Origin of the sequence: Lactobacillus xylocopicola, from assembly GCF_033096005.1 — a bacterium.
Taxonomy (GTDB): Bacteria; Bacillota; Bacilli; order Lactobacillales; family Lactobacillaceae; genus Lactobacillus; species Lactobacillus xylocopicola.
On sequence record NZ_AP026803.1, the window covers coordinates 759,558 to 786,254 of the forward strand.

At 43.8% G+C, this 26,697-nt stretch carries 22 protein-coding genes; 16 read left to right on the plus strand and 6 right to left on the minus strand.

The genetic code is table 11. The features are described 5' to 3' along the window. Positions 1 to 45: 45 nt before the first annotated feature. The 11 genes from R8389_RS03885 to R8389_RS03935 all read left to right on the plus strand — a co-directional run bounded on the left by R8389_RS03885 (position 46) and on the right by R8389_RS03935 (position 11,044). A complete protein-coding gene (locus R8389_RS03885) occupies positions 46 to 906 on the plus strand; it encodes a DegV family protein (RefSeq protein WP_317638169.1) in 861 nt (286 codons plus the stop codon). 4 nt (positions 907 to 910) lie between these two features. After that, positions 911 to 1,141, plus strand: a complete 231-nt coding sequence (locus R8389_RS03890; RefSeq protein ID WP_317638170.1) for a YozE family protein — start codon at positions 911 to 913, stop codon at positions 1,139 to 1,141. Positions 1,142 to 1,186: 45 nt separating this feature from the next. Further along, positions 1,187 to 2,026 carry a ribosome biogenesis GTPase YlqF gene (gene ylqF / locus R8389_RS03895; protein ID WP_317638171.1) on the plus strand — a complete coding sequence of 280 codons (840 nt, stop codon included), beginning with the start codon at positions 1,187 to 1,189 and terminating at the stop codon, positions 2,024 to 2,026. Then, on the plus strand, positions 2,023 to 2,781 hold the full coding sequence (locus R8389_RS03900; RefSeq protein WP_317638173.1) for a ribonuclease HII: 759 nt from the start codon (positions 2,023 to 2,025) through the stop codon (positions 2,779 to 2,781). The genes ylqF and R8389_RS03900 overlap by 4 nt, the downstream gene beginning before the upstream one ends. A 51-nt stretch (positions 2,782 to 2,832) precedes the next feature. Next, positions 2,833 to 3,684, plus strand: coding sequence for a DNA-processing protein DprA (gene dprA / locus R8389_RS03905; RefSeq protein ID WP_317638174.1), 852 nt, complete (start codon positions 2,833 to 2,835; stop codon positions 3,682 to 3,684). Positions 3,685 to 3,748: 64 nt separating this feature from the next. Further along, positions 3,749 to 5,854 carry a type I DNA topoisomerase gene (topA, locus tag R8389_RS03910; protein WP_317638175.1) on the plus strand — a complete coding sequence of 702 codons (2,106 nt, stop codon included), beginning with the start codon at positions 3,749 to 3,751 and terminating at the stop codon, positions 5,852 to 5,854. 90 nt (positions 5,855 to 5,944) lie between these two features. Further along, positions 5,945 to 7,261, plus strand: coding sequence for a methylenetetrahydrofolate--tRNA-(uracil(54)-C(5))-methyltransferase (FADH(2)-oxidizing) TrmFO (gene trmFO, locus R8389_RS03915; protein WP_317638176.1), 1,317 nt, complete (start codon positions 5,945 to 5,947; stop codon positions 7,259 to 7,261). 1 nt (position 7,262) lies between these two features. Next, positions 7,263 to 8,189, plus strand: a complete 927-nt coding sequence (locus R8389_RS03920) for a tyrosine recombinase XerC (RefSeq protein ID WP_317638177.1) — start codon at positions 7,263 to 7,265, stop codon at positions 8,187 to 8,189. Further along, complete coding sequence (hslV, locus tag R8389_RS03925) at positions 8,189 to 8,713, plus strand: HslVU peptidase proteolytic subunit (protein ID WP_317638178.1); 525 nt, start codon at positions 8,189 to 8,191, stop codon at positions 8,711 to 8,713. Before R8389_RS03920 ends, hslV begins: the two co-directional genes overlap by 1 nt. 15 nt (positions 8,714 to 8,728) lie before the next feature. Next, on the plus strand, positions 8,729 to 10,138 hold the full coding sequence (gene hslU, locus R8389_RS03930; protein WP_317638179.1) for an ATP-dependent protease ATPase subunit HslU: 1,410 nt from the start codon (positions 8,729 to 8,731) through the stop codon (positions 10,136 to 10,138). An 18-nt stretch (positions 10,139 to 10,156) separates the two neighbouring features. Next, positions 10,157 to 11,044 carry an aldose 1-epimerase family protein gene (locus R8389_RS03935; RefSeq protein ID WP_317638180.1) on the plus strand — a complete coding sequence of 296 codons (888 nt, stop codon included), beginning with the start codon at positions 10,157 to 10,159 and terminating at the stop codon, positions 11,042 to 11,044. Positions 11,045 to 11,136: 92 nt separating this feature from the next. Here the strand turns inward: R8389_RS03935 and plsY are convergent, their stop codons facing one another. Then, on the minus strand, positions 11,137 to 11,772 hold the full coding sequence (gene plsY / locus R8389_RS03940) for a glycerol-3-phosphate 1-O-acyltransferase PlsY (RefSeq protein WP_317638181.1): 636 nt from the start codon (positions 11,770 to 11,772) through the stop codon (positions 11,137 to 11,139). Between the two features lie 97 nt (positions 11,773 to 11,869). Between plsY and parE the strand changes: the two genes are divergently transcribed. The 4 genes from parE to R8389_RS03960 all read left to right on the plus strand — a co-directional run bounded on the left by parE (position 11,870) and on the right by R8389_RS03960 (position 18,337). Continuing rightward, entirely contained in the window at positions 11,870 to 13,828 is a 1,959-nt protein-coding gene (parE, locus tag R8389_RS03945) for a DNA topoisomerase IV subunit B (RefSeq protein ID WP_317638182.1), read from the plus strand. 15 nt (positions 13,829 to 13,843) lie between these two features. Next, the gene (gene parC, locus R8389_RS03950) at positions 13,844 to 16,297 is read left to right on the plus strand and encodes a DNA topoisomerase IV subunit A (protein WP_317638183.1); all 2,454 of its coding nucleotides are present in this window, start codon (positions 13,844 to 13,846) and stop codon (positions 16,295 to 16,297) included. 140 nt (positions 16,298 to 16,437) lie between these two features. Further along, on the plus strand, positions 16,438 to 17,385 hold the full coding sequence (locus R8389_RS03955; RefSeq protein ID WP_317638184.1) for a LysR family transcriptional regulator: 948 nt from the start codon (positions 16,438 to 16,440) through the stop codon (positions 17,383 to 17,385). Positions 17,386 to 17,407: 22 nt separating this feature from the next. Next, positions 17,408 to 18,337 (plus strand): manganese-dependent inorganic pyrophosphatase, encoded by a 930-nt coding sequence (locus R8389_RS03960; protein WP_317638185.1) that lies wholly within the window; start codon positions 17,408 to 17,410, stop codon positions 18,335 to 18,337. 55 nt (positions 18,338 to 18,392) lie between these two features. Here the strand turns inward: R8389_RS03960 and R8389_RS03965 are convergent, their stop codons facing one another. The 4 genes from R8389_RS03965 to R8389_RS03980 all read right to left on the minus strand — a co-directional run bounded on the left by R8389_RS03965 (position 18,393) and on the right by R8389_RS03980 (position 21,482). Then, positions 18,393 to 18,752 (minus strand): helix-turn-helix domain-containing protein, encoded by a 360-nt coding sequence (locus R8389_RS03965; protein ID WP_317638187.1) that lies wholly within the window; start codon positions 18,750 to 18,752, stop codon positions 18,393 to 18,395. 704 nt (positions 18,753 to 19,456) lie between these two features. After that, on the minus strand, positions 19,457 to 20,029 hold the full coding sequence (locus R8389_RS03970; RefSeq protein ID WP_317638188.1) for an NUDIX hydrolase: 573 nt from the start codon (positions 20,027 to 20,029) through the stop codon (positions 19,457 to 19,459). Positions 20,030 to 20,120: 91 nt separating this feature from the next. Beyond that, positions 20,121 to 20,996, minus strand: coding sequence for a DegV family protein (locus R8389_RS03975; protein WP_317638189.1), 876 nt, complete (start codon positions 20,994 to 20,996; stop codon positions 20,121 to 20,123). A gap of 66 nt (positions 20,997 to 21,062) precedes the next feature. Continuing rightward, positions 21,063 to 21,482 (minus strand): MarR family winged helix-turn-helix transcriptional regulator, encoded by a 420-nt coding sequence (locus R8389_RS03980; RefSeq protein WP_317638190.1) that lies wholly within the window; start codon positions 21,480 to 21,482, stop codon positions 21,063 to 21,065. A 304-nt stretch (positions 21,483 to 21,786) separates the two neighbouring features. Between R8389_RS03980 and R8389_RS03985 the strand changes: the two genes are divergently transcribed. Then, a complete protein-coding gene (locus R8389_RS03985; protein WP_317638249.1) occupies positions 21,787 to 23,481 on the plus strand; it encodes an Rqc2 family fibronectin-binding protein in 1,695 nt (564 codons plus the stop codon). Positions 23,482 to 23,518: 37 nt separating this feature from the next. Here R8389_RS03985 and carB read toward each other — a convergent pair whose 3' ends face one another. Further along, positions 23,519 to 26,695, minus strand: coding sequence for a carbamoyl-phosphate synthase large subunit (gene carB / locus R8389_RS03990; protein WP_317638191.1), 3,177 nt, complete (start codon positions 26,693 to 26,695; stop codon positions 23,519 to 23,521). Between the last annotated feature and the right edge of the window lie 2 nt (positions 26,696 to 26,697).

The window sequence follows — 26,697 nt, forward strand, 5'->3', positions numbered from 1 at the left end:
ATCATAAAATAGGTGAGCAGCAATTCAGAATTGAGGGCGAGTACTTTGTCAGAAATAAAAGTTTTGACCGATTCTTCAGCGCAGTTAACGCCAGAAGAAATAGAAAAATATCATATTACGGTGGTGCCACTATCGATTACGATTGATGGAGCAACTTATGTCGATGGCGTTGACATTACCAGAGCAGAATTTGTGCAGCAGATGAATGAAGCGGCGGAGTTGCCTAAGACCAGCCAGCCACCAATTGGTCGCTTTGTTGAAACCATCAATGAGTTAACTAAGGATGGTAGTGAGGTAATCGGTATTTTCTTAGCTAAGGCGCTGAGTGGTACGGTTGATGCGGCAAGGCAGGCAGCAACCATATCTGGTAAAGCTGAAATGGTCCATATTATCGATTCGGAGTTAACTGATCGGGCCGAGGGTTTTCAAGTTTTGGCGGCGGCTCGCGATGCAGCAGCTGACAAGTCAGTTGGCGAAATTTTGACTCACATTGAAAAAATCAAAAAGTCGCAACAACTCCACATGATGATTGTCAACCTCGAAAACGTCATCAAAGGTGGGCGTTTGGGGCAACTCTCAGGTAAAATCGCCAACTTGCTCAATATTCGGATTGAACTTCAAATGCCAGACGGTCAACTAAAGGTAGCTAAAAAGGGGCGGGGTAAAAAATTCACCCTTACCTTTGATGAGCGCGTTTTAGATGACATTAGAGCCAATTCAGACCAGATCAAGGAAGTTGGTATTTCTTATGTCTCGCTAGGTGAAGAGCCAGAGAATTTACGTGACCTAGCTAGTAAGATTAAAGCAATTAACCCCCAAATTGATGTACTAGTAAGAGAGACTAGTCCGATTATTGCGACACACGCTGGTATGGGGGCATACGCAATTTTATATTATAGGGAGTAAGTAAGTGGCCTATCGAGAAAGTTTTTACCGCTACCTAATGACGCAGCGAAATGCCAATTCAAGTGATGAGATCGCCCAGTTTGCCAATAACGCCCAAAACGATCAAACTTTTCCCAAGCAGGAACAGAGCTATGAAAAGTTATCGGATTACCTTGAATTAAATGCGGGTTACTTATCAAGTATGAGCATCTTTGACGAGGCCTATCAGAGCTACCGTGAAAAGATGTCCTATTAGGATTCGATTTTCAGTTGAATCATAGTTATAAAGAAGGCTAAAAAAATGGCTAGAATACAATGGTATCCAGGTCATATGAACAAGGCTCGGAACCAGCTGGAAGATAAGATGGGATTAATTGATGTCTTCGTCGAAGTTTTAGATGCACGCATCCCGGCGTCCTCCCGTAATCCAATGATTGAGGACTTAGTCGGGGACAAACCCCATCTAATTATCTTAAATAAGGCTGATCTGGCTGATCCCGTAATGACCAAAAGATGGCAAAAACAGTTGGCGGGCAAGGGCAAGTTAGTGATGGCAATGGATGCCCTGCATGCTAATAACATGCAAATTTTAGTTAGCATGGTCAAAAAGGCCGCAGCTGAAAAGGTTAAGAAATTAGAGGCCAAAGGTGCTTCTGACCCGGTGGTCCGGATTGCTTTAGCGGGGATACCGAATTGCGGTAAATCCACCATTATCAACCGCCTAGTCGGCCGCAACGTAGCTGCTGTGGGCAATAAACCGGGGGTAACTAAGGGGCAGACCTGGTTAAAGGCGCAAGCAAATATTCAAATTTTAGATACTCCTGGCATCTTGTGGCCTAAGTTTGAAGATCAAGCGGTGGGCTACAAACTGGCCGCCTTTGGTGCTATCAAGGACAGTGTTTTTAGCGGTGATGATGTGGCCCTCTTTTTACTGGAGAATTTGCGTAAGTACTATCTGGGCGATCTGGTCAAGTTTGCACGCGCGACTAAAGAGGAAATAGCAAAGATTAATAATCCGGACTTGTTACTGGCGTTGACCACAGAATACGGGATGCGGGATGACTATGACCGCTTTTCGCTTTATTTATTGCAACGCTTACGCAAGGGCAAGGTAGGAAGGATTACGTTGGATCGCATATGACAATTAATGAGATTAAGCAGTTATTGGCTGCTGGCAAGGTTAGCAAGGCAGAATTAGCCGACTTGGCAAACGATTCGCGCAGTGGGGTCCAGAAATTACTGGCCAGCTACCGCAAACGCCAGAGCAAACTGGCTGCGCAAAAGGCAGAATTCAGAGAGCGCTTTGCCTATGAGAAAGAATTTTGGGCTAAGGGACAAACAGTAGCTGGGGTCGATGAAGTCGGTCGTGGCCCACTTGCAGGTCCGGTGGTTACAGCTGCAGTCGTGCTTGATGACCACTTTGACCTAGTTGAAGTTAACGACTCCAAAAAGTTGACCGGCGCAAAGCGTTTGGAACTATATCCTCGCATCTTGGAAGAGGCCGTTAGTGTGGCTGTCGGCGTTAAGAGTGCCGAGGTGATCGATCGGATTAACATCTATGAGGCGGACTGTTTGGCCATGGTTGAGGCAGTGGCTGCCCTTGATCAACAACCTGATGCCTTGTTAGTAGATGCAATGACTGTTCCACTTGATTTGCCGCAAGTAAGTTTAATTAAGGGGGATGCCAAGTCTAACTCGATTGCAGCAGCCTCAATTATTGCCAAAGTCTTTCGGGACCAATTAATGGCAGACTATGCCAAGCTCTATCCCGAATATCATTTTGATAAGAATGTTGGGTATGGTACTAAGGACCACCTTGCAGCAATTCATGAGTACGGTCCGACCCCCATCCATCGCAAAACTTTTGCGCCGGTAAGTGACTTTTATCATGATTAATTAAAAAATTCCCCTCCTTTTTTACGTAAATGTAAACAGGAGGCTTTTTTGATGAAAATAATTGATTTTTTGTTACGGATAAAATTACAAAAGGGCATTGGTTATGCTAAAATGCTTCAAGTTGCAAGTTGTCTTGAGGGCGACCAGGTCGATGAACTGCTAATTCAGGAGATGGCAGTTTCCGCTTCCCTAAAGCAAGCTTGCCTGGCCGCATACTATGATGATCAGGCGGACAAGGTAATTAGTCACATTAAGCAGCAGTGCAAGGTGGTCAGTTTTTTTGACCCCGAATATCCAGAAAAATTGCGACAGATTTACCAGCCGCCACTAATCCTGTTTGCTCGGGGTGAGCTTGACCTACTGCAAAAAAAGACGATAACTATTGTTGGTGCTCGGCAGCCGACTGTTTATAGTCAACTGGTTTTGGACAGGTTGGTGCCCAACTTATTGCGGGCGGACTATGTCATCGCTAGTGGCCTGGCTAAGGGCGTTGATGGCATGGCTCACCAGGTAACCTTGCATAACGGGGGGAAGACGATTGCCGTTGTCGGTAATGGCCTTAATTGCTCATATCCAATGGTAAATTATCATGTTCAGGAGCAAATTGCGCAGCAAGGGCTACTGCTCAGCGAATACTTACCTGATACTCCGCCGCGTCCTTTCCGCTTTCCTGAGCGCAACCGGATCTTGGCGGGCCTGGCTGAGGGAGTAATCGTAACTGAGGCCAAAGAAAAGTCCGGGTCACTGATTACGGCCAACCTTGCACTACAGGAGAATCGGGATGTTTATGCGGTTCCGGGCCCAATCACGAGTGCCTTATCAGTTGGTCCCAATCAGCTGATCGAAGCCGGGGCCAGTCCGGTTACTAATTTTCAACTTCGACTTGAAAGATTTGACAATTAGCCCGTAAATATTTTATCCTCATTCTAGTGTTTTAAAAAAATAGAATTTAATGAGGAGGCTTTTGATGCCTACTAGGTCAAAGCCAAAAAAACGTAAAAAAACTTTAGTAATCGTGGAGTCACCGGCCAAGGCCAAGACTATTGAAAAATACCTGGGACGTAACTACCGGGTAATTGCGTCAAAGGGTCATATCCGTGACCTACCTAAGTCGCAGATGGGGATTGACTTTGACGATAACTATAAGCCAAAGTACATTTCAATTCGCGGTAAGGGTGAGACAATCAAGGAATTAAAGTCTGAAGCCAAAAAGGCCAAAGACGTCTATCTTGCATCTGACCCGGATCGGGAAGGTGAAGCAATTGCCTGGCATGTGGCTCATGCGTTGAATTTAGATGACACCGCCAAGAACCGGGTAACCTTTAATGAAGTTACCAAGGATGCTGTTAAAAATAGTTTTGCGCATCCGCGTGCTATTGATATGGATACCGTCAACGCCCAGCAGGCCCGACGGATACTGGATAGAATAGTTGGTTATTCGCTGTCACCTATTTTGTGGAATAAAGTCAAAAAAGGTTTGAGTGCGGGACGAGTTCAATCAGTTGCACTCAAGTTAGTGATTGACCGTGAAAAGGAAATTAAGCGCTTCAAGCCGCAGGAGTATTGGACGATTGATGCTCAATTCAAGCAAAAAGCCAAGACTTTTAAGGCGCAATTTTGGGGAAGTGACGGCAAAAAGCAGGAATTACCCAATAATGAAGCTGTCCAGGCTGTTTTAGCTAAAATTGATAAAAAGCAGCCCTTCGAGATCGCCAATGTAGTCAAGCGTGAGCGCCGCCGGCAACCGGCCGCACCGTTTACCACGTCGACGATGCAGCAGGAAGCTAACAAGCGGCTTAATTATCGGACTAGAAGGACAATGAGCATTGCTCAGCAGTTGTATGAGGGGATCAGTCTGGGCAAGCAGGGGACTGTGGGTCTGATTACTTATATGAGAACAGATTCGAAGAGAACCTCGCCAATTGCCCAAGCAGAGGCGGCCAAATTTTTAAATGAAAAGTATGGCAAAGAATACGCCGCCAAGGGGGCGAGACACTTCAAAAACCAAGGCGCTGCCCAAGATGCCCACGAAGCGATCAGGCCAACCAGTGTTTACCGGACGCCGGAATCGTTGAAGGCAGCTTTGACGCCAGAACAGTATCGCCTCTACAAGTTAATCTGGTCTCGTTTTGTAGCTAGTGAAATGACCCCAGCGGTTTACGATACAGTGAGAGCTGATATTGAACAGAACGGTGTGCTATTCAGAACGACTGGCTCAACGATGAAGTTCGCGGGATTTACTAAGGTATATGACAATCAACAGGAAAAAAACGTTGAATTACCTGAACTCAAGGCCGGTGATCAAGTTAAACTGGCGAAGTCTGACAACAAGCAGCACTTTACCTTGCCACCAGCGCGCTATACTGAGGCTAGCCTGGTTCATGCCCTAGAAGAAAATGGTGTAGGGCGCCCTTCAACCTATGCACCAACGATTGATACGATTCAGCGCCGCTATTACGTCAAGTTGGAAGGCAAGGCAATTGTTCCCACAGAATTAGGTGAAATTGTTGATGACCTAATTGAGCAGTTTTTCCCGGATATCGTTAATATTGACTTTACCGCCCAACTTGAAAGTGATTTGGACCGAGTTGAAGAAGGCAAAAAGAACTGGGTAAAAGTCATTGATGACTACTACCATCCCTTCAAAAAGGAATTAGACAAGGCTGATTCCGAAATCCAGAAGGTGCAGATTAAGGATGAGCCTGCAGGGTTTAACTGCGATATTTGCGGTGCGCCAATGGTAATCAAGATGGGGCGCTACGGTAAGTTCTATGCCTGTTCACGCTTTCCCGATTGTCGCAATACCAAGGCAATTGTCAAGAAGATCGGGGTTACTTGTCCAAAATGTGGCAAGGGCGATGTAGTTGAAAAGAAGTCCAAGCGCAATCGGAAGTTTTATGGTTGTTCAAGATATCCAGAATGTGACTTTGTTTCCTGGGATAAACCAGTCAATCGGACTTGTCCTAACGATGGTCATTACCTTGTTGAAAAGAAGAGCAAGCAGGGTCCAGTTATCCTTTGTCCTAACGGTGACTATAAGGAAGAACCGCGTGAAGAAGTAGTCGCAAAATAAAGTTAAAATTACCTAAATATCATCAAATCCAGAGTGATTTGATGATATTCTTTATATTAAGCAATTATTTTTAGTAAAGGAATTTATAATATGCCTAAAAGTGTAACTGTAATAGGTGGCGGTTTAGCCGGCAGTGAGGCGACCTGGCAACTGGCCAAGCGCGGTATTCCCGTTGACCTTTATGAAATGAGACCCCAAAAAATGACCCCTGCACACAAGACGGGTGAATTGGCAGAGCTAGTTTGTACCAATTCAATGCGGTCAAATCAGTTATCTAATGCGGTGGGCCTGTTAAAGGAAGAAATGCGGCAGCTCGATTCACTAGTCATGGCCGCGGCTGATCGGACACAGGTTCCAGCAGGTGGTGCTCTTGCGGTTGACCGGGATGACTTTAGCGCCTATATCACCCAAAAATTGCATAGCCTAACTAATGTGACTTTTCATGACGCTGAAGTTAAGACCCTACCTCAAGCGGGGATAGCGATTGTGGCTACCGGGCCACTAACTAGCGATGCTCTGGCAGAGCAGATACAACAATTTTCGGGAGCGCAAAGTCTACATTTTTTTGATGCCGCTGCTCCAATTGTGGCGGCTGATTCAATCGATCAGGAGATTGTTTATCGTAAGTCGCGGTATGACAAGGGCGAGGCGGCCTATCTTAATTGCCCAATGACCCAAGAAGAATATGAAAATTTTGCCCAGGAATTGGTTAAGGCGGAAACGGCCGCAGTCCATAGTTTTGAACAAGACAATGTTTTTGAGGGCTGCATGCCAATTGAGGTAATGGCTGCTCGAGGAGCTAAGACGATGCTTTTTGGACCACTTAAGCCAGTGGGACTAGAAGATCCGCGGACGGGTAAACTGCCTTATGCCGTTGTGCAGCTACGCCAGGACAATGCAGCTGCATCGATGTATAATTTAGTTGGCTTTCAGACCCACCTCAAATATGGTGAGCAAAAGCGGGTCTTTTCGCTTATTCCAGGACTGGCTGAGGCACGCTTCATCCGCTATGGCAAGATGCACCGCAATACCTATATGGCTTCACCTGCAGTTTTGACTAAGAGTTATGAGGCTCAAAAGCAAGCTGGCCTATTTTTTGCCGGACAGGTAACCGGAGTTGAAGGTTATGTTGAAAGTGCAGGCAGCGGACTAGTTGCTGGCATTAATGCAGCTAGAGCAGCATTAGGTCAAGCAGTAGTATCCTTTCCCAAGACTACGGCACTCGGGTCAATGGCCAATTATGTGACGACTGCCAGTGTCAAGCACTTTCAGCCAATGAATGCTAGCTTTGCCCTGATTCCGGGCTTAGAAGGGAAAAAAGTGCGCAACAAGCGGGAACGTCACGAAAAGATTAGCGAACGTAGTTTGGCCCAGCTTGCCGAGTTTAAGCAGGAAGTACTTACTTAAAATGGCTTTTGACAAAGATGAGTTGGTACAGCTTTTTATTTCATACTTGCAAAATGAGCGGCATTACAGTGCGCAAACCGTTAAGTCCTACCGCATTGACTTGCTTGAGGCGAGGTCGTTTTGGCAGGACAACGGTGGTTTTAGCGGTTGGGAAAAGGTTAGTAAGCGTGATGTTGAGGTTTTTTTACAAAATCTTGCCGACCGGAAGCTAGCACGTACCACGCAGGCCCGTAAAATGTCGAGTATGCGTGCTTTTTACCGCTTTTTGACCAGGAGGAAGATCATCAAGGTAGATCCAACCCAGGCAATTGTTCTGCGAACCAGTGACCATAAACTACCGCAGTTCTTTTACGCACCTGAATTAAAGCAGGTATTTGCTTCATTGACCGGTAGTCAGCCACTGACCATGCGTAACCTGGCAATGTTTGAATTGTTTTATACGACTGGCATGCGAGTGAGTGAGGTCAGTGGCTTGACCATAAGTCAGGTTGAACTCGATTTGAAAGTTATTCTGGTACACGGTAAGGGTAATAAGGACCGCTATGTAGCCTTCGATGAGGCAACTAAAACAGCATTAAGCAACTATTTAACAACTGCTCGCCCGCAGCTGCTGGGGGAACAAATGGACCACGGCTTTGTTTTTTTAAATAATCGAGGTCGTCAATTAACTGCACGTGGTATTGAATATGTCATGCAAAAGGTCTTCAATAGTGCAGGTATTAATGGGAAAGTGCATCCGCATGAGCTGCGTCATTCCTTTGCAACGGCAATGCTTAATAATGGTGCTGACTTGCGCAGTGTTCAGGAATTGCTGGGCCACCTCAACTTGTCGACTACCCAGCTCTATACTCACGTGACGATGCGCCACTTGCAAGAAAATTATGACAAGTTTTTTACCCGTAATGATAAGAAAGATAAGGCAAAATAATGACAACAATCTGTTCAGTAAAATTTAATGGAAAAACAGCGATCGCCGGTGATGGTCAGGTTACTTTAGGTGAAAAAGTAATTGCGAAAGCAACTGCCAAAAAAATCCGGCGAATTTATCATGACCGCGTCGTTATTGGCTTCGCTGGTGGCGTGGCTGATGCGGTTAGCTTGCAAGAAATGCTTGAAAGTAAGCTAGAAGAATTTGGTGGTGACTTGCGGCGAGCTGCAGTTGAAATGGCTCAATCTTGGCGTAAGGATGCCACTTTACAAAAGTTGGAAGCAATGTTAATTGCCTTTAATGACCATGATCTGCTGTTAATTTCGGGGAATGGTGAGGTACTTGAACCGGATGAAAATGTGGTGGCAATTGGCTCGGGAGGCAATTTTGCTCAGGCTGCAGCAATTGCCATGACGCGTCACGGGGTAGACTTATCAGCCAGTGAAATAGCCCGTGAAGCAGTTAAAATCGCAGCAGGAATTGATGTTTTCACTGACGATCAAATAAATGTTGATGAGCTATAGAGGTAGTGGATTTTTATGGAAACTAAAACACCAAAACAAATCGTTGAATTACTGAACAAATACATCATTGGTCAAGATGAGGCAAAAAAAGCGGTTGCTGTTGCGTTATACAACAGGTATCGACGGATGCAGCTGCCAACTAAAATGCAGGAGGATATCACGCCCAAGAACTTACTAATGGCTGGTCCCACTGGTGTTGGTAAGACAGAAATTGCCAGAAGACTGGCTTTGATCGTGCAAGCTCCCTTCGTAAAGGTTGAAGCAACTAAGTTTACCGAGGTGGGCTACGTTGGTCGTGATGTTGAATCAATGGTGCGCGACCTGGTCAACGAAGCTGTCCGAATGGAAGAAAAGAGTCAGTTTGACCGTATTCGGCCGCAGGCAACCAAAGAGGTAAATAAGACGCTAGTACGTCTGCTAGTTCCTGGCATCAAGCACGAGCAACATAAAAATCAGTTGCAAGAGATGCAAGATATGATGTCGATGTTAATGGGAGGCGGTGCCAGCGCAGAGGCTTCACCTGACACTGAGCAAGAAGAAGTTACAGATGCTGTCCGTAATGAGCGCTTAAGCGTTTCTGAACAATTAAATAAGGGTCTGTTAGAAGATCGCGAAGTTACAATTGAGGTCGAACAGGCTCCTAAAGTCAATCCAATGGGCGATATGATGGGGCAAATGGGGATTGACATGAGCAGCCTAATGAATAATTTGGCGCCTAAGAAACGGATTAAGCGCACCTTGCCAGTAAGAGATGCGCGTGAAGTACTGATTCAAGAAGAATCTCGTAAGATGGTGGATTATGACTCCATCTACCAAAAGGCCATTGAGCGCACCAGTAATAATGGTATTATTTTTATTGATGAAATTGACAAGATTGCGGCTGGTAATCAAAAGACTTCTGGTGAAGTTTCACGGGAAGGAGTTCAACGGGACATTTTGCCCATCGTAGAAGGTTCCACAGTTCAAACTAAGTATGGTCCCGTGTCGACCGAGCACATTCTCTTTATTGCCGCTGGTGCCTTTTCCGAGGCTAAACCAAGTGACCTAATTCCAGAGCTTCAGGGACGTTTTCCCATTCGAGTGGAACTCGCTCCCCTGACTAAGGATGACTTTGTTAAAATTTTGAAAGATCCGGCTGATTCATTGCTGGAGCAGTATGTGGCCTTACTGAAGTCCGATAGTATCAAGTTGATCTTTACCCAGGAAGCAATCGAGCGCATTGCGCAGATTGCTTATGACGTCAACCAGGGGACCGATAATATTGGTGCTAGGCGGCTGTCGACAATTCTGGAAAAATTGCTAGAAGATGTGCTCTATGAGGGGCCGGATATGGCAATGGGCGAAATAACAGTCACTGAAGCATACGTTAATGAAAAACTTAGTGATATAATAACTAATAAGGATTTGACTAAGTTTATTCTTTAATGAAGGCGGTGTGTAAGTATGGACTACACCATCAAAAATAGTATTTTGCAAGTAGTTATTTCGAGTAAGGGCGCGGAAATTCAAAGCGTCAAGAGCCAACATACGGATTATGAGTATATCTGGCAAGCTAATCCCAGTGTTTGGCAGCGGCATGCCCCGATTTTGTTTCCCTTTGTCGGCAGACTAAAAGATGATCAGTACACCTACCAGGGCAAGACCTATCACATGTCCCAGCATGGCTTTGCCCGGGACTTGGACTTTGCGGTTGAGCATCAGGATGGGGAGAGTATCACTTTTTTATTGACTGACTCAGAAGAAACTAAAAAAAGCTATCCCTTTGAGTTTGAGTTGCGGGTGAATTACAACTTGCTCAATAACCTGTTGGAGGAGAATTTCACGGTCACCAATAAGACTGACGGTGAGCTAATTTTTGCGATTGGTGGTCATCCCGGTTTTAACATCCCAACTTCTGAGGCAACGAGCAAAGAAGATTTTTATTTTTCGACTAAGCCGTCACTTGCGCGAGTTCAAATTCCGCTTAAAGGTGCTTTTTTGGACTGGCCCAACCGCTCGCTGGCTTCAACTAATAGTTTGATTACACTTAGCGACCATCTGTTCAAGCATGATGCGCTAATTTTTCAATTACGTGGACATGACAATCGGGTGTCGCTTAAGACCGATACAAGTAACTTTCACGTTAATGTCTGGCTAAGAGATGCACCTTTTGTGGGAGTCTGGTCCCAGTATCCGCAAACTGCTGATTTTGTCTGCATAGAGCCCTGGTGGGGAATTGCTGACCGCATTGATAGCAAGGGCAAGTTGGAAGAAAAGTATGGTATGAACCACTTAGCTCCGGGTAATACTTTTTCAGCCGGCTTCAGCATGGCTTTTCACGATCAGGATTAATCAACCAAAATAAAAGTTCCCAAGTCAGCTGACTTGGGAACTTATTTATTTGCTGGTGGGGCAACAAGAGCGACCGCTGCGCTTGAGCTAGCTTATAATAGGTCATGCCTTTTTTTGTACCAGTACCAGAGTCCAAAGGGGATGATATTTTCCTTGTGGTGGATCAGGCGGTTAATATTAGACCGGTGGCGCACAAAAAGAACAACCATGATACAACCCAGAATTAGTTCCAGGTAGACGTCATGGAAGAAAAAAGTGACGATAAAAATCAAGACCACGGAAATTAGACTAGCCAGACTGACGTATGAGGTAATAAAGACTAGGGGCAGGAAGATTAAGGCACAGACACCAAAAAACTTCAGGTTGTAGCCCAGGAAGAGTCCGGCACTAGTTGCTACTGCTTTACCGCCCTTAAATTTAAGAAAAATCGAACAGGTATGGCCTAAAATAGCCAAGCCGCCTGAAATTAGCAGCAGATATTGGGGTCCTGGTACATGCATGAGGCGCGGCAGGGTGGTGGCCAATGTGCCTTTGAGGACATCGATGACTAGCACTAGGCTACCTGCAAAAGGACCAAACACCCGGAAGGAATTAGTTGTGCCAATGTTGCCTGAACCATGGTTGCGAATGTCTTTGGCAAAAATTATTTTCCCAATTATCACACCGGTGGGGAAGGAACCGATTAAGTATGCTAGAATAAATACCAGTATTAATTTTAGATTTATCATTTATATCCTACTCTCTTGCTATCTAAAGCTATTTTATCAAAGATTGCAGGGAATGAGGATTAAAATAAATAAATGATGTAAAACTGGAGGAGTTTTTTTGACTAAGCCAAATACAAAAACAAGTTCTTATGATGACTCAGCGATCCAGATTCTTCATGGTCTAGAAGCCGTGCGTAAGCGTCCGGGAATGTACATCGGGTCGACTGACATTCACGGTTTAAACCAATTAGTGTATGAAATCGTTGATAACTCAGTCGATGAGGCAATGGCTGGATTTGGTCAAGAAATTGATGTGACGATTCACCCAGATAACAGTGTGACTGTGCGTGATTTTGGGCGGGGGATGCCGACAGGAATGCATAAGTCGGGAAAACCGACCATCGAGGTTATCTTAACGGTCTTGCATGCGGGGGGAAAGTTTACCGAGCAGAATTACCGGACTTCGGGTGGTCTGCACGGTGTTGGTTCCTCTGTCGTTAATGCTTTGTCCAGTTACATGGATGTTAAGGTTGTTCGAGACGGCGTGGCTTACGAGGAAGAATTCCAGGATGGCGGCCACCCGGTTGGTAGTTTGAAGCGTCTAGGTAAGACTAAGGAACCAACAGGTACAACAATCACTTTTAAACCCGATGAAAAGGTCTTTTCAACGACTAAATACAAGTACGAGACAATTCAAGAAAGAATCCGTGAATCAGCCTTTTTGCTGAATGGCGTGCGTTTTGTTCTGACTGATGAACGTGAACCGGAACATCATGATGACTTTAAGTATGATAATGGTATTCAGTCCTTTGTAGCTTACTTAAATGAGGGTAAGGATACGCTGAGTGACGTCTTTTACTTCACGGGCAAGCAGGACGAGATTGAGGTTGAATTCAGCGGGCAATATGGTGACGGCTATTCCGAAAGTCTCGTTTCCTTTGTTAACAATGTCCGCACCTCTGATGGTGGAACCCACGAAGCTGGTGCTAGGAGCGGCTTTACTAGGGCCTTTAACGATTATGCTAAGAAGCAGGGGCTACTCAGTAAAAAAGACAAGAATATCGACGGTTCGGACTACCGCGAAGGACTCAGTGCGGTTTTGTCGGTTAAAATTCCGGAAGAATTACTTGAGTTTGAGGGCCAGACCAAGGGCAAGTTAGGGACACCACAGGCCAGGTCAATTGTCGATGCAATTGTTTATGAGCAAATGTCCTACTACTTAATGGAAAAAGGCGAATTGGCCCAGGAATTAGTCAAGAAGGCCCAACGTGCCCGGGATGCTCGTGAAGCAGCCAAGAAGGCGCGCAACGAGACCCGCAATGGTAAGAAGCGGCGTAAGAAAGAGGTCTTGTCGGGTAAGTTAACGCCAGCCCAATCCCGTAACCCGAAGAAAAATGAACTATTCCTAGTCGAGGGTGATTCTGCCGGGGGCTCGGCCAAACAAGGACGGGACCGGAAGTTTCAAGCAATTTTACCTCTGCGCGGAAAGGTTTTGAACACGCAAAAAGCCAAACTGCAAGATATCTTTAAAAATGAAGAAATCAACACGATGATCTATACCATTGGTGGTGGTGTGGGAACAGAATTTAAGGTTGAAGATGCCAACTATGATAAGGTCATCATTATGACGGATGCCGACGATGATGGCTCCCACATTCAAATCTTGCTCTTAACCTTTTTTTACCGTTATATGCGGCCGATGATTGAAGAGGGAAAGATTTACATTGCCCTGCCGCCGCTTTATCGCCTGCAAAAGGGGCATGGTAAGCAGGTCCAGGTTAAGTATTCGTGGACAGATGAGGAATTATCCCTTGATGAAGAACAGATGGGCCGCGGCTACACTTTGCAGCGCTTCAAAGGATTGGGGGAGATGAATGCCGAACAGCTGTGGCAGACCACCATGAACCCTGAATCACGGATGCTAATCCGGGTGAAGATTGATGATGCTGCTCTAGCTGAGCGCCGTGTGACCACCCTGATGGGCGACAAGGTGGCCGTCAGGAGAAAGTGGATTGAAGAAAATGTTAAGTTCAGAATGGGCGAAGATGCTTCAATCCTAGAAGAAGAAAATGAGTAAAGAGGTTTTTGATTAATGGCTACAAAAGAACGAATCCGTGAAATGCCGCTCGAGCAGGTCATGGGCGAACGTTTTGGGCGGTATTCGAAGTACATCATCCAGGAACGGGCCTTACCAGATATTCGCGATGGTCTAAAGCCGGTGCAAAGAAGAATCCTGTTTGCGATGTACCGCGATAATAATACTTACGATAAGCCCTTTAAAAAGGCAGCCAAGGCCGTTGGTAATATCATGGGTAACTTTCACCCCCACGGTGACAGCTCAATTTATGGTGCCCTGGTTCACCTTTCCCAGAATTGGAAAATGCGCGAAACTCTAGTTGAGATGCACGGCAATAATGGGTCAATGGATGGGGATGGACCTGCGGCCATGCGGTACACTGAATCACGACTCAGCAAGATCTCTAATATGCTGCTAGCCGACATTGACAAAGACACCGTCAACATGGTGCTCAATTTCGATGATACTGAATATGAGCCGACGGTGCTGCCAGTCCGTTTTCCTAATTTACTGGTTAATGGGTCAACGGGAATTTCGGCTGGTTATGCCACCGAAATTCCGCCGCACAATCTCAGCGAAGTCATTGATGCAACGGTTTATTTATTAAAGAATCCAGCAGCTTCTTTGGCAGAGTTAATGAACTTTGTGAAGGGACCTGACTTTCCCACTGGCGCGATTGTCATGGGCAAAGAGGGCTTAGAGGAAGCCTATCGAACTGGTCGGGGCCGGATTCAGGTGCGGGCCAAGACGACAATTCAAGAGCTGCGCGGTCATCGCGAAGAAATTGTGATTACGGAGATTCCCTTTGCGGTTAACAAGGCGCTCCTAGTCAAAAAAATGGACGAAATTCGGTTGAACAAGGAAATTGATGGAATAGCCGAAGTGCGTGATGAGACCGACCGGCATGGACTTTCCATGGTGGTCGAATTGAAGAAGGGTGCGGATGCCCAAAATATTCTAAATTACCTATTTAAGAATACGGAACTGCAAGTTTCCTATAACTTCAACATGGTCGCAATTGATGACATGACACCGATGCAAGTTGGACTTAAGCACATCCTGTCCTCTTATCTGAAACACGAAAAAGACGTAATTACTAAGCGAACTAAATATGACCTGAATAAGGCCGAGAACCGTTTGGAAATTATCCAAGGTCTGGTTCATGCAATGGATATCCTGGACCAGGTTATTAAGGTTATCAGGGCCTCTAAAAATAAGGCAGCAGCAAAGGACAACTTGACGGCCAAGTTTGATTTTACGCCGCGGCAGGCAGAAGCAATTGTCTCGTTGCAATTATACCGGTTGACTAATACCGATGTGGATGCACTGGTAGCAGAACAAGCTGCTTTAAACGAAAAAATAGCCCAGTACCGTGAACTGCTGGCTGATCGCCAGGTTTTGGAAAAAGAAATTGTTAAGGAGTTACTGGCCGTCAAGCGCGAATTTGGCAACCCGCGCAGAACTGAGATCTCTGGTGCAACGGCCAAGATCCAAATCGATGAAAAAGCCTTAGTTGCAGATGAACAGGTACGGGTTTTGATTAGTCGCGAGGGCTACTTGAAGCGCTCGTCACTGCGTTCATGGCAATCTAGTGATGATGAAGATAATGGGTTACCGGATGGAGATGAGGTTATTTATGCCAAGACTTTATCGACCCTGACCAATCTCTACCTCTTTACCAATCGGGGCAATGTTATTTTCCGCCCAGTGAATGAGCTCGTTGAGGCCAAGTGGAAAGAGACTGGTCAACACTTATCCCAAGAAATCGGTTTAGACAGCTCAGAACAGATTATTCGCGTCTTCTCCTTTGATCATTTGGAAGAAGAGGTTAACTTCCTGTTGGCCAGCGATGACGGCTACATTAAGCAGTTAAAATTGGCCAATCTGCAACCAACCAGAACTTATCGATCACGCGCCATTACGGCAATGAAGATGAAGCAAAAAGACAGCCAGCTGGTCCGGGTTGATGTGGTTAAGCCTGACACAGTGGCGGAAATTATTTTATTTACTAAAAATGCTTATGCTGTTCGCTATTGTGTAAGTGAAATTCCCGAGTTGGGAGCCAAAGCTGCTGGGGTTAAGTCGGTCAACCTTAAAGCTGATGACTTGATTGTGTCTTATCTTTTAATTAACCCGGAGTACCTGGATCAGATGCGGGTGGGTATAGTAACCCAGCGCGGGGCCTTTAAGCAGTTTAAAGCTAAGTTAATCAACCGGGTCTCCCGAGCCAAACGAGGAGTCCTTGTGCTGCGCGAGCTTAAAGCAAAACCGCATCGAATTGCGGCATTGTCTGCCTATGGCCAAGACCACACTCTTATTATCACAACCAGCAGTAGACGGCACATAAAGCTCCAAAGTAATGAATTTCCGTTGGGTGACCGTTATTCGAATGGTTCATTTGTGGTTGATACCGTCAGTGATGGTCGCCCGGTCAGCTTAAAGCTGGGTCGCCCGTTGAGTTCCGAATAAGAGTTGGTTTATTTGAATATTATTATTTGTTTATGAAGTAATTTAATTGTATTCAAAGTGTATTTTGACATAGAGATGTTTTTGTTTAATAATAGGTATAACAGTGAACCCCATTTTTGCAAAACAAAAGGAATAATTATATGCCTAAAACAGACACAATACTCTCGACCAAGTCCTTGCAATATTTTTTGCAGCTAATTGATACGATGAATTATACTCAAGCTGCGCAAATTTTAGGAATTACTCAACCGGCCTTAACCCAACAAATTAAAAAATTAGAACGGGCAATTGGCACACCGCTCTTTGGACAGATGGGGAAGCAGCTTTATTTAACTGAAGCTGGCAAGGAATTGCAAACAGGTGCAATCAAATTGATTAGTACAATTAATAATGTTGTGAGTGATATCCAAGAATTTACCCAAGCCGATAAGGGCAACATCACAATTGGCGTGCTGGAAGGCGTGGACGCTGAGCTAGTGCGGCAATTTTTGATCAAGTTTAATCAAGCGACACCGGATATTATTACCGGTATTAATTATTTTAATCGCAAAGATTTATGGTATAACTTGGATAATAATCTGATTGATTTGGCAATTTTTTATGTTCCGCAGACGATGAAGAAGAGTCAAAGTAACTTGCAGAATCAATATGACTGGATGAAGATTTGTTCTGATCGGTTAACAATTTTGACCCATGATAGTAAACTAGAGGCTGGTAAATCGTATTTGCCGGCCCAGCTTAAAAATCGGCAATGGGTGGCCTATCCAGATCACTTTTATCTGACTAAAATGATGAAAGCAAAATTTGGTAGCAAAATTAACGTCAAGAATGGTCTAAAAGCGCCTATGCGCTTCTCATCAACCAAGCAGTTAGTAGCAACTGCTGAAGAGACCAGCTATGATACCTTTGTTAGTGGTGTATACTATCAACATCACCAAGAAGAAATTAGTTTAACGCCAATTTATTTGAAAGATGAGCAGGAGTATACGATTTCAGTTATTTACCGCAAGGGCAAGAATGATGTACCCCGCATTAAGAAATTTTTGACGGAGTTTAAAGATTTTTTGGCTAAGCAAGCTGATAAATAGGAAGAAGAGGAAGAGTTTTTAAATGGAAAAAGAGTTAGTTTTTGGTCACCAAAATCCAGATACGGATGCGATCGGTACCGCAATCGCTTATTCATATTTACAAAATAAACGCGGCTTTAATACAGAAGCTGTGGCTTTGGGTAAAGCCAATGACGAAACCGCCTTTGCCCTGGCTAAGTTTGGTTTTAAGGAGCCCAGAGTTATTAAGACCGCTGCCAATGAGGTGGACAAGGTCATGTTGGTAGATCATAATGAACCCCAGCAGAGCGTTGCTGATATTGATCAAGTGGAGGTCACTCACGTGGTTGACCATCACCGGATTATGAACTTTAATACAACCATGCCCTTGTTTTATCTGGCAGAACCTGTTGGTTGTACAAGTACGATCATGTGGAAGCTATACCAACAGTATGGGGTTGAGATACCGCAAAATATTGCGGGCATTATGTTGTCAGCTATTATTTCGGATACTTTGCTCTTAAAATCACCGACAACGACTGCCGATGATCATGAAGCGGTTAAGGCCTTGGCCAAGATTGCCGGAGTTGATTATGAGCAATACGGTTTGGAAGAACTAAAGGCGGGTACCAATATTGCCGGCAAGTCTGAGCATGAGCTGATCAATTTAGATGCTAAGAGTTTTGACTTAGCTGGCAAGAAGGTGCGCGTTGCGCAGATTAACGTCGTTGATCTACCTGAAGCAATGGAACGGAAAGAAGCATTTTTACAGGCAATGCGGACGGTCTCCGAGGCTGAGCATTACGACTTATTTATGTTATTGATTACTAATGTTTTAGACTCAGACTCAACTGCTTTGGTGATCGGATCAGGGGAAGCGCAGCAGGCTTTTGAACAGGCCTTTGGACCCGTAAAGGATGCTGAAATTAGCTTACCGGGCGTGGTGTCACGGAAAAAGCAGGTCGTACCACAGTTAACGGGAGCTTTTAAGTAAGCAAAAAACAAAAAACACGAGATCGGTTTTAAACCGATCTCGTGTTTTTTTGAAATTAATCTTTATTAATTTCTTTAGCCAGGACAATAAAAGACTTACATACTCTTTCGGCCTTATCCGGAGCCATCTTTCTCAACTCGTTGAGAACTTTCTTGATGAACACCGGGGTGTTATCTTGGTGATTTTCAACCTTAACTTCCTTAAAGCGATATGCGTTCATAATGATGTCAGGCGTAGTAGTATTTAAAGCTCGCGCAATTGAGTCGAGCTTTTGAATACTAATATTCTGATTCTTAGTACGCTCAAGCCGTGAAATAAAGTTTACCGATAAATCACTCAACTCAGCCAGATCTTCCTGAGTTAGCTTTTGCTCGCGCCGACGGCGACATATCTCTTTTCCTAAATTAATGCTCATGGAATAAATTTCAACCCTTTCCAAAGTAACCCCATGTTCTATATGTGCCGATATAGAATAACAATAGAATTAACCAATACAACTAATACAATAAAAATAACTAGTAAAATGCTCATTTCCGACTAAAACTAAGACTAAGAAGGTTAATGTCAGAAAAATCATTTTAAACTATACCCCCAGCTAGTATTGTAAGTCAAATCGCAAGAAAATGAAATAAAAATGCATTAAAAAAATACACTTAAAATAAAAAAAGTAAAAAGGATAGGTGAAATCCTAAAAGGTGTAACTACTTGCTATATGGGCAGGTATAGCATTCCATTGTTTAAAAAAAGGTTATATTCTTACCATTATATAAATTTTATATAAAATAATGTTATTTCCTTATAAATTTGTATTATATTAAACCAAAATATTACAAAATGCAGACTCAAGGACACCACTTTTTTGCCCTGATAGTCAATAATCGGCGAAATAATTCAATAACGAGCGGGCGGTAGTCACTGAGAATAATGTAACAAAGTTGTGAAAATGTTTTAAAGAATAGTGTAGAAAGTTAACGTGCAATAACTTCGTATAATATATATTATGTAAAGTAAATGACGAAAATGCCTTTGATCTTACTTCTAATGTAGCCGACTAAAAAACGTTGGCTTTAAAGGTACCAACGCTTTTTTGAGATATATATAATGTTTGCCTTTTAGTAATCAGTCAAATCTGACTTGCCAATTGGCATCCTTAAGAGCAGCAAAACACATTTTGATTTCTGCTTGGCTGTTCCGTTGAACCGAAAGTGGCGGTAAATGATCGTAATCAAAGTATTGACAAGCATCAGTTTCGGTATTTGGGCTAAAGTCACCGCCCGCTTCATGGGCCAAAAAGAAGACGTTACAGACATTGATGGCTCGTTCAACCCGTTTATGGTTATGAACGTTAGCTTGGTGGTTGCGGATGGCAATCACCCGGTCAAGCACAATATCCCGACCGGACTCTTCTTTAGCTTCTTTAATGCAATTGTCCGCAACGTTGGTATTAGGCTCGCACCAACCACCAGGAAGTGACCAGTGGTCATCAGTGGTTTCGCGAACCAGGAGAATTTTTGACCCATTAAAAATTGCCGCACGCGTGCCTAATTTGGGGGTTTGATAGCCATCTTCACTACTAAAGAGAGCCTTGACTTGCTTGACCGGTAAACCGGTTTTGGCCACCATCATCTCCGTCGCAATGTCCCTAATTTCTTGGTAACGCTCTAAATCAAAGCGATCATGGCCATATTTCAAACCATTCTGGGCTAAGCTCTGCAGTTTAATTGCCCAGCGAGTAAACTGATCTGATCTTGCTTTTCCATGTACTGTTTTACCTCTTAGTCATTTATGACAAGTCAATTTTGTCGATATCAATCATCCAGCAGATTGCAAGTGACTTTTCACCTAAATGAGTGGCTATTACAGGAGTAAACTTGGTAAGTGAAATATTTTGATTCGGAAAATTCTCTTCCAAAAAGAGCTTCGCCTCTGCAGCCTGGCTGCTATCGTTAGAATCAATAATGAACAGCTTAATCTGATCTTTATATGGTAATTCGGCAATCTTTTGGAGCGTCAGCTCTTTGATTTTGGCAAAAGCACGCTTCATTGACCGAATTTTATCAAAAGCTACAATGTTGCCATCTTCAAAGGTTAACAAAGGCTTGATGTTTAACATTGAACCAATAAAGGCACTGGAATTACTTAACCGACCGCCGCGGCTCAAATTATTTAAGTCGTTGACAACGAATATTTCATCAATGGTAGTCCGAATCTCTTTTGTGCGCGCAATAATTTTATCCAGCTCAACTTGGTTCTTAATCATTCGTGCCGTTGCTAAAACTAAGTTTCCTTGCAGACGCACGGTCATCTTCGAATCGATAACGTGCAAATTGTACTGCGGATTCGTCTGGGCAACGTTGCATAACGTCTGATAAAAGCCAGAAATTCCGCTGGATAATGTAATAGCAATAATTGTGTCGTAACCTTCATCAAGCAACTGGTCAAAAAGCTGAATCATACTACCCATACTTGGCTGCGAAGTCTTGGGGAAGTCTGCCCCTTGCCGTTGCAAGTCAAATAGCTGTTCAGAAGTAATGTTGACCCCTTCCAGGTATTCTTTATTACCAATGATAATTGGAATAGGAACAACAATGATGTGGTTGTCCTTGGCTTCTTGTTTGCTTATAACGCTAGTACTATCAGTAACTAATGCAATCTTCATCTAATTTACCTTTCGCTTTTGATATGCAATATAGAGAATTATAGCATAAAATAACAAGCGATTCGACTACTGCTTAAAATGATTTTGGCTGGCAGTCTTATTTAGTAAAATATTGAAAATACGATTAAACTCGGTAACTTCTTGGTCTGTAGAGCTAGCGAACAAGGTCTTTTCAATTTCAGTCAAAGTTTTTTTTAATTCAGCAACTTTCTTTAGTCCTGCCTGGTTAAGCGCGACAGTCTTGCTAGAATCCGTTTCTGAGCGCGTAATCGTGACTAACTCCATGGTTTTCTTTTGTTGAAGTTGTCTACTAAGGGTGGATAATGAAATCTTTAAATAAGTAGCCAAATCGCCCATTTTCAAAGCCGTATTATTGTTCTGCTGAAAATAAAGCAGAATCCTAGTTTGTGAAAGATTCAAACCACAGCGGTGGCTAATTTCTTTTTTGATATTTTCTGCGATTGTACTGAAAGATAAAATATCCATTTACATACCTTTTTCATTTAAAGAAATAAACAACAAAGCGGTTAGCACGGTGGTAAAAAATAGATTAGGCAACCACACACGCGTGAAACAATTAATAAGTATTATTTTTAGCTTATAATTAATTGTAGCGATAACCTTACGCCTATGTCAACAGTATACCAGTTTTCTGCTGTAAATACCTTACCAAACGCTATTGTTTATATATGAATAGCGGTAACTTATTTTCAGGTAACGGGTGTGACACTTTTTTATACTTATGGTCAAATGATTGGTATAATAGAGCTCGTTAGTTGAGGTGATAATGATGGCTTTTGATGGATTATTCATTCACAGCCTGTTAAACAGTATTAGACCGATTTTGGTCAATGGTCGGCTGGCCAAGATATATCAGCCATTTGAACATGATGTAGTTTTGACTTTTCGAAAAGAACGTAAAAATTACCAGCTGCTAGTTTCGGCCAATCCGCAATTCCCTAAATTTTATTTAACTAAGCAGGCAATTCATAATCCTGACCAGGCTCCTACTTTTGTGATGGTTTTGCGTAAGTACTTAGAAGGTTCGGTTTTGCAGGAGATTGAGCAAGTTGGGCTTGACCGCATTGTTAATTTTTCATTCAGCAACCGTAACGAACTGGGTGACCAAGTTAAATTAGTGTTGTCAGTAGAGCTTATGGGCCGCCACAGTAACGTTATTTTGTATGATGCGGCGAGCGGGCACATTATTGACTTACTCAAGCGAATTGCGCCTGAAGAAAATCGGGTCCGGCTCCTTTTGCCCAAGGCCAAGTATGAGTTACCGCCACTAATTCCCGGAATTAACGGCTTTAAGCTGACTGAAAAAGACTTTGAGCAAAAGGCCCAAGCGCTTAATCCAGCGGATTTTGCTAAGCAAGTAAGCGGCTTGGATCGTGATGATCGCCGTGAATTAAGTGGTTACTTAGAGGATGCTTTTTCTTATTCTGCCTTTAAGACCTTTATGGGACAATTCGACCAGCCCCAGCCGAGCGCATTTCTATTAAAAACGCCTGACCATCAGCATAAGCTCTTCCCTTACCTGCCCTACCATTTGGACCTGATTAAAGAGGGTGTTGATCCCGACTTCAATCATGCACTGGAACAATTCTACCTTAACCAGTCCCAACATGATTGGGTTAAGCAAAAGGCGGGACAAGTTGAGCGGGTCGTGAAAAATGAACGAAAAAAACTCAGCAAAAAAATCTCCAAGTTGGAAAAACAGCTTGATCAAGCGGAGAATTCTGAAAACTACCGGATTTGCGGGGAAATTCTTAACGCCAACTTGGGACAAGTGAAGTCTGGCATGACCAAGATTGTGTTACCAAATTATTATGACAATAACCAACCGCTTGAAATAAAGCTAGATTCAGCCCTTTCTCCTGCCCGGAACGGTCAAAAGTATTTTACTCGCTACAAGAAATTACGCGATTCGATTAAACATGTTAAAGAACAAATTACTTTGGCACAGAGCAATTTGGCTTACTTTGAGACAATTCAAACGGCCATTGATAATGCTGAGCCCCAAGATATTGATCAGATTACTGATGAATTGACCAATCAGGGCTATTTAAAACGTCCGCAGAAGCAGCGCCGGCGCAAAAAAATGACGGAACGTAACTTAAATCGCTTTCGACTTACTTCCGGTAAGCAAGTATTGGTTGGTAAGAACAATTATCAAAATGACTGGTTAACGTTCAAAAAGGCCAGCAAGACTGATATGTGGTTCCATGTTAAAGATATTCCCGGCTCTCACGTCATTTTGCAGGATGACCAGCCTAGTCCAGCAGATATACTTGAGACGGCGGAAATTGCTGCATATTTTTCAAAGGGAAAAGATTCCGCTCACGTGCAAGTTGATTATGTTCAAACTAAGCGGGTCAAGAAACCTAATGGTGCCAAGCCCGGCTTTGTCATTTATACTGGTCAAAACTCTATCGAGGTTACACCTGAAAAAGACCGTGTTTTAAGTAAAAGAATAGACTAAAAAAGAGGATGCAAGCTGCTTCCTCTTTTTATGAGCGTTAAACTGGCTGAGTGGTCAATGATAGCGACTCTAAGACCGTTAAGATTAATTCCGTTGTTTCAATACTGGAAAAAACCGGGATATGGATATTCAAGGCTTCATCCCGAATCCTGATGGCGTCTCCGCTCGCGGTATCAGACAAGTTAGTGATGTTAACGACCAGAACGATTTTATGCTGGCGAATTTTCTTGAGCAGGTTATTGGGCTCTGAATGGACCTTGCTGACCACGCCAGTAGTAATACCAGCCTCGGCAAAAACGTTGGCCGTTCCCTCAGTTGCCACAATTTTGAACCCCAACCGGTCAAATCGTTGTGCCAATGCTGTCATCTTGTCCTTATCCTCGTCTCTGACCGAAATAAAGATTGTCCCAAAACTAGGAATGCGGAGCCCGCTTGCCTCATAACCCTTATATAAGGCCTTGGCCAATTGGGTATCCCGACCTGTAACCGCCCCCGAAGACTTCATTTTAGAATCAAAGGTGTTGTCGCTGTTGTAGTCAACATAGGAAAAGACCGGCATTTTGACGTAAATAAAGTTATTTGAAGGCCAAAGTCTACTTCTGTAATCAAGCTCTTTTAGCTTCTGACCAGTTAAAACCGCAGTGGCACAGGCCGTAATATCTTTACCAAGGGACTTGGACAAGAAAGCAACATTATGCCCGGCAAAAGGTTTAACTTGTAAGAGGTAAATTTTTTTAGCAGCAGTCAAAAAATGTAGCGTGAAGATACCGCGCATGTGCACGCGTTTAATTAAATCAACCGCGTATTCCAGTAACAGTTTCTTGTTTGTTTTGGAGAGGGTTTGGGGTTTGAAAACGGCAATCGAATCGGAAGCATGAGATCCAGTCTGTTCTAGGTGTTCGATAATGCCCGGAATGGTAACATCTTGGCCATCAGAGATGGCGGTAATTTCATACTTGTTGCCTTCAATGAAATGCGATAAAGAAATCTTTGATAATTGGTTTTCAGCCAGATATTTTTTTAGGGCCGGTCGATCATAAACGACGGCCGACTTTTGTTTAACCCCCTGATTGTTAAAGCCACCGACCAAAATTGGAAAGTCGTGTGTATTGACGAAATTCTTGGCTTCACTGCTGTCCACCGTAGTCAAAAGTGGATTTTGCTTTAGGGTCTTCATGGGTCCGGTTAGAACTTGCTCAATTCGGTCTTTGGGGTTAACGCCATGCGTTCCAAGTACATTTAACCCGTACTCAACTAGCTTTTTACCCAGAGCATTGACCTCCTTACCCGAGAATTGCAGGAGGACATCTTTAATCTGCTCTTTAGCAGCGATATTCAGAATATTTTCAACGGAAATCGGTTCAAAGTATACCTTGTCTGCCCTGCGGTAGCTGGTAGCTACAGATTCATCATTGTTGGATAAAAGGACTGTGTCATAATTATTATTATGTAAAGTATCTAGTGCATGGCTAATCATGTAATCGAACTCATTGGTGACCGAAACCTGCAGTGGTAGCATGCCCACTACCAGTATTTTTTGGTTAGCAGTAGGTGGTGCTGATTCGTCCTCTACGCCATAGGCACTGTAATAGGCCTGAACGCGCGGAGCGTAGATGCCGGCAGAGCCATCAATGCGCAGGTATGATGGTTTGAGCTGCAATTTGGCAAGTCGCTTTTTTAAGGTATCCAGGTTAATTGCAGTTAGCTCAGAAATAACTACGTTGGTAAAGCCACACTTTTTGGCTTCCAGTAGTAATTCGTCCGTTACCTCTGCCGCACTTAACTGGCAACTAATTTTGGCCAGATGTTCCAGCTTTTGGTAGTAGACGGGATGAATGAAAATCAGGTGTTGCAACTCCTGATAGTTAAGGCCTTTGGAGATTGCCGCCAGTACCTTAATGAGGTGTAGTTCATCGGGATGTAAAAGATCCTGGATGATTTCGTCTTTTTCCTTGGCTTTTTCTCGGCGAAAAACGCTTAACGCAATCTGCGTATTTATCGTTGACGTTAAGCCCTTCATAAAGGCCGTTTCAAAGTTGCGGCCAATTCCAATAGTTTCCCCACTAGCCTGCATTCGATTACCCAAATTGTAGTGATTGCAGCCAGATTGAATTAGTGACCAAAACGGCATTCTGATTGCTACCTTATCAAAAGTAGGTTCAATGGCAGCCGAGAGTCCTGATAAGGGGTCAGTAATTTCATTAAGGTGGTAACCAATCGCCACCTTGCAGACCACATAGCCCACGCTGTAGAGCGCAGTCCGTTGCACCCAAATAGCGCTGCGAGTTAGACGTGGCTTAATGGTTAAGATTTTGACGGCAAACTTGGTGCCCTCATGCCTAACTGCAAAGTGCATATTTAAAACTCCAACCATTTCGAGACCGTTAGCAATCTGCTGGGCAATTTGGCGGATTTTTTGTACCTGGTCATTGTTCAATGTTAGTGCTGGCATAACTGCAGCAGAGTCACCTGAATTAATCGATACTGGTTCAATGGTATCAGCTAAACCGGTAATGAGGGTATTGCCATTGCGATCGCGGATAATATTCAGGATGACCTCTTCCCAGGCTGATAAATCTTCCGTTAACTGGTAGCGGTCAGCTGAAAAGTCTTCGTTTTGCCGTTCTTTTTTGAAGTATTCAACTACTGCCTGAGCATTGGCAAATACAGCCTGTTTGTTGTGCTGGTAGTGCTCTTCCTTAATAACTAAGACCGGAAAAATCACGCGAGCAGCTAGTTGTTGTTCCAAATCATTGCTGGCAAAGTCAGATAGCTTCCAGTAGCGATTAACCGTCAGCTCGTTTTGCTCTAAAAAAGTCGCCATTTGTTGGTGGCTGTGCAGCCTTAGGGTCTGTTCATTAAGCGTCAACAAACGGATGCCCATCTGGTTAAGGATACCGTCATGAACCAATTCACGGGTTACCTTAAGTCCCATTGTTGATCCATAAGCTGGCATAATTGCACTCGGTTCTTCCATGCGGATAATTCGTTTGAGAAAGTCCAGCGACATGGGTTCCAGGTAGACGGTTACCCCAGGCTGTTTGTCAGTTGAAATAGTGGCTGGGTTGGGGTTCACTAGAATGACCTGAATGTCTTCTTCTAAAAGAGCCCTAATTGCATCTGAGGTTAAAACATCTGTTTCAGAGACATTACCAATTAGCGTTGGCCCTGAACCGATAATTAAAATTTTGGTCAAGTCGTTTTCTAAGGGCATCT

Bases quoted from the DNA above. Each gene is read 5' to 3' on its own strand.
- R8389_RS03960 (WP_317638185.1), top strand. From the start codon at position 17,408: ATGGAAAAAGAGTTAGTTTTTGGTCACCAAAATCCAGATACGGATGCG.
- topA (WP_317638175.1), top strand. From the start codon at position 3,749: ATGCCTACTAGGTCAAAGCCAAAAAAACGTAAAAAAACTTTAGTAATC.
- trmFO (WP_317638176.1), top strand. From the start codon at position 5,945: ATGCCTAAAAGTGTAACTGTAATAGGTGGCGGTTTAGCCGGCAGTGAG.
- R8389_RS03935 (WP_317638180.1), top strand. From the start codon at position 10,157: ATGGACTACACCATCAAAAATAGTATTTTGCAAGTAGTTATTTCGAGT.
- R8389_RS03975 (WP_317638189.1), bottom strand. From the start codon at position 20,996: ATGAAGATTGCATTAGTTACTGATAGTACTAGCGTTATAAGCAAACAA.
- R8389_RS03985 (WP_317638249.1), top strand. From the start codon at position 21,787: ATGGCTTTTGATGGATTATTCATTCACAGCCTGTTAAACAGTATTAGA.
- carB (WP_317638191.1), bottom strand. From the start codon at position 26,695: ATGCCCTTAGAAAACGACTTGACCAAAATTTTAATTATCGGTTCAGGG.
- R8389_RS03955 (WP_317638184.1), top strand. From the start codon at position 16,438: ATGCCTAAAACAGACACAATACTCTCGACCAAGTCCTTGCAATATTTT.
- ylqF (WP_317638171.1), top strand. From the start codon at position 1,187: ATGGCTAGAATACAATGGTATCCAGGTCATATGAACAAGGCTCGGAAC.
- hslV (WP_317638178.1), top strand. From the start codon at position 8,189: ATGACAACAATCTGTTCAGTAAAATTTAATGGAAAAACAGCGATCGCC.
- R8389_RS03900 (WP_317638173.1), top strand. From the start codon at position 2,023: ATGACAATTAATGAGATTAAGCAGTTATTGGCTGCTGGCAAGGTTAGC.
- parC (WP_317638183.1), top strand. From the start codon at position 13,844: ATGGCTACAAAAGAACGAATCCGTGAAATGCCGCTCGAGCAGGTCATG.
- R8389_RS03980 (WP_317638190.1), bottom strand. From the start codon at position 21,482: ATGGATATTTTATCTTTCAGTACAATCGCAGAAAATATCAAAAAAGAA.
- R8389_RS03920 (WP_317638177.1), top strand. From the start codon at position 7,263: ATGGCTTTTGACAAAGATGAGTTGGTACAGCTTTTTATTTCATACTTG.
- dprA (WP_317638174.1), top strand. From the start codon at position 2,833: ATGAAAATAATTGATTTTTTGTTACGGATAAAATTACAAAAGGGCATT.
- R8389_RS03965 (WP_317638187.1), bottom strand. From the start codon at position 18,752: ATGAGCATTAATTTAGGAAAAGAGATATGTCGCCGTCGGCGCGAGCAA.
- plsY (WP_317638181.1), bottom strand. From the start codon at position 11,772: ATGATAAATCTAAAATTAATACTGGTATTTATTCTAGCATACTTAATC.
- hslU (WP_317638179.1), top strand. From the start codon at position 8,729: ATGGAAACTAAAACACCAAAACAAATCGTTGAATTACTGAACAAATAC.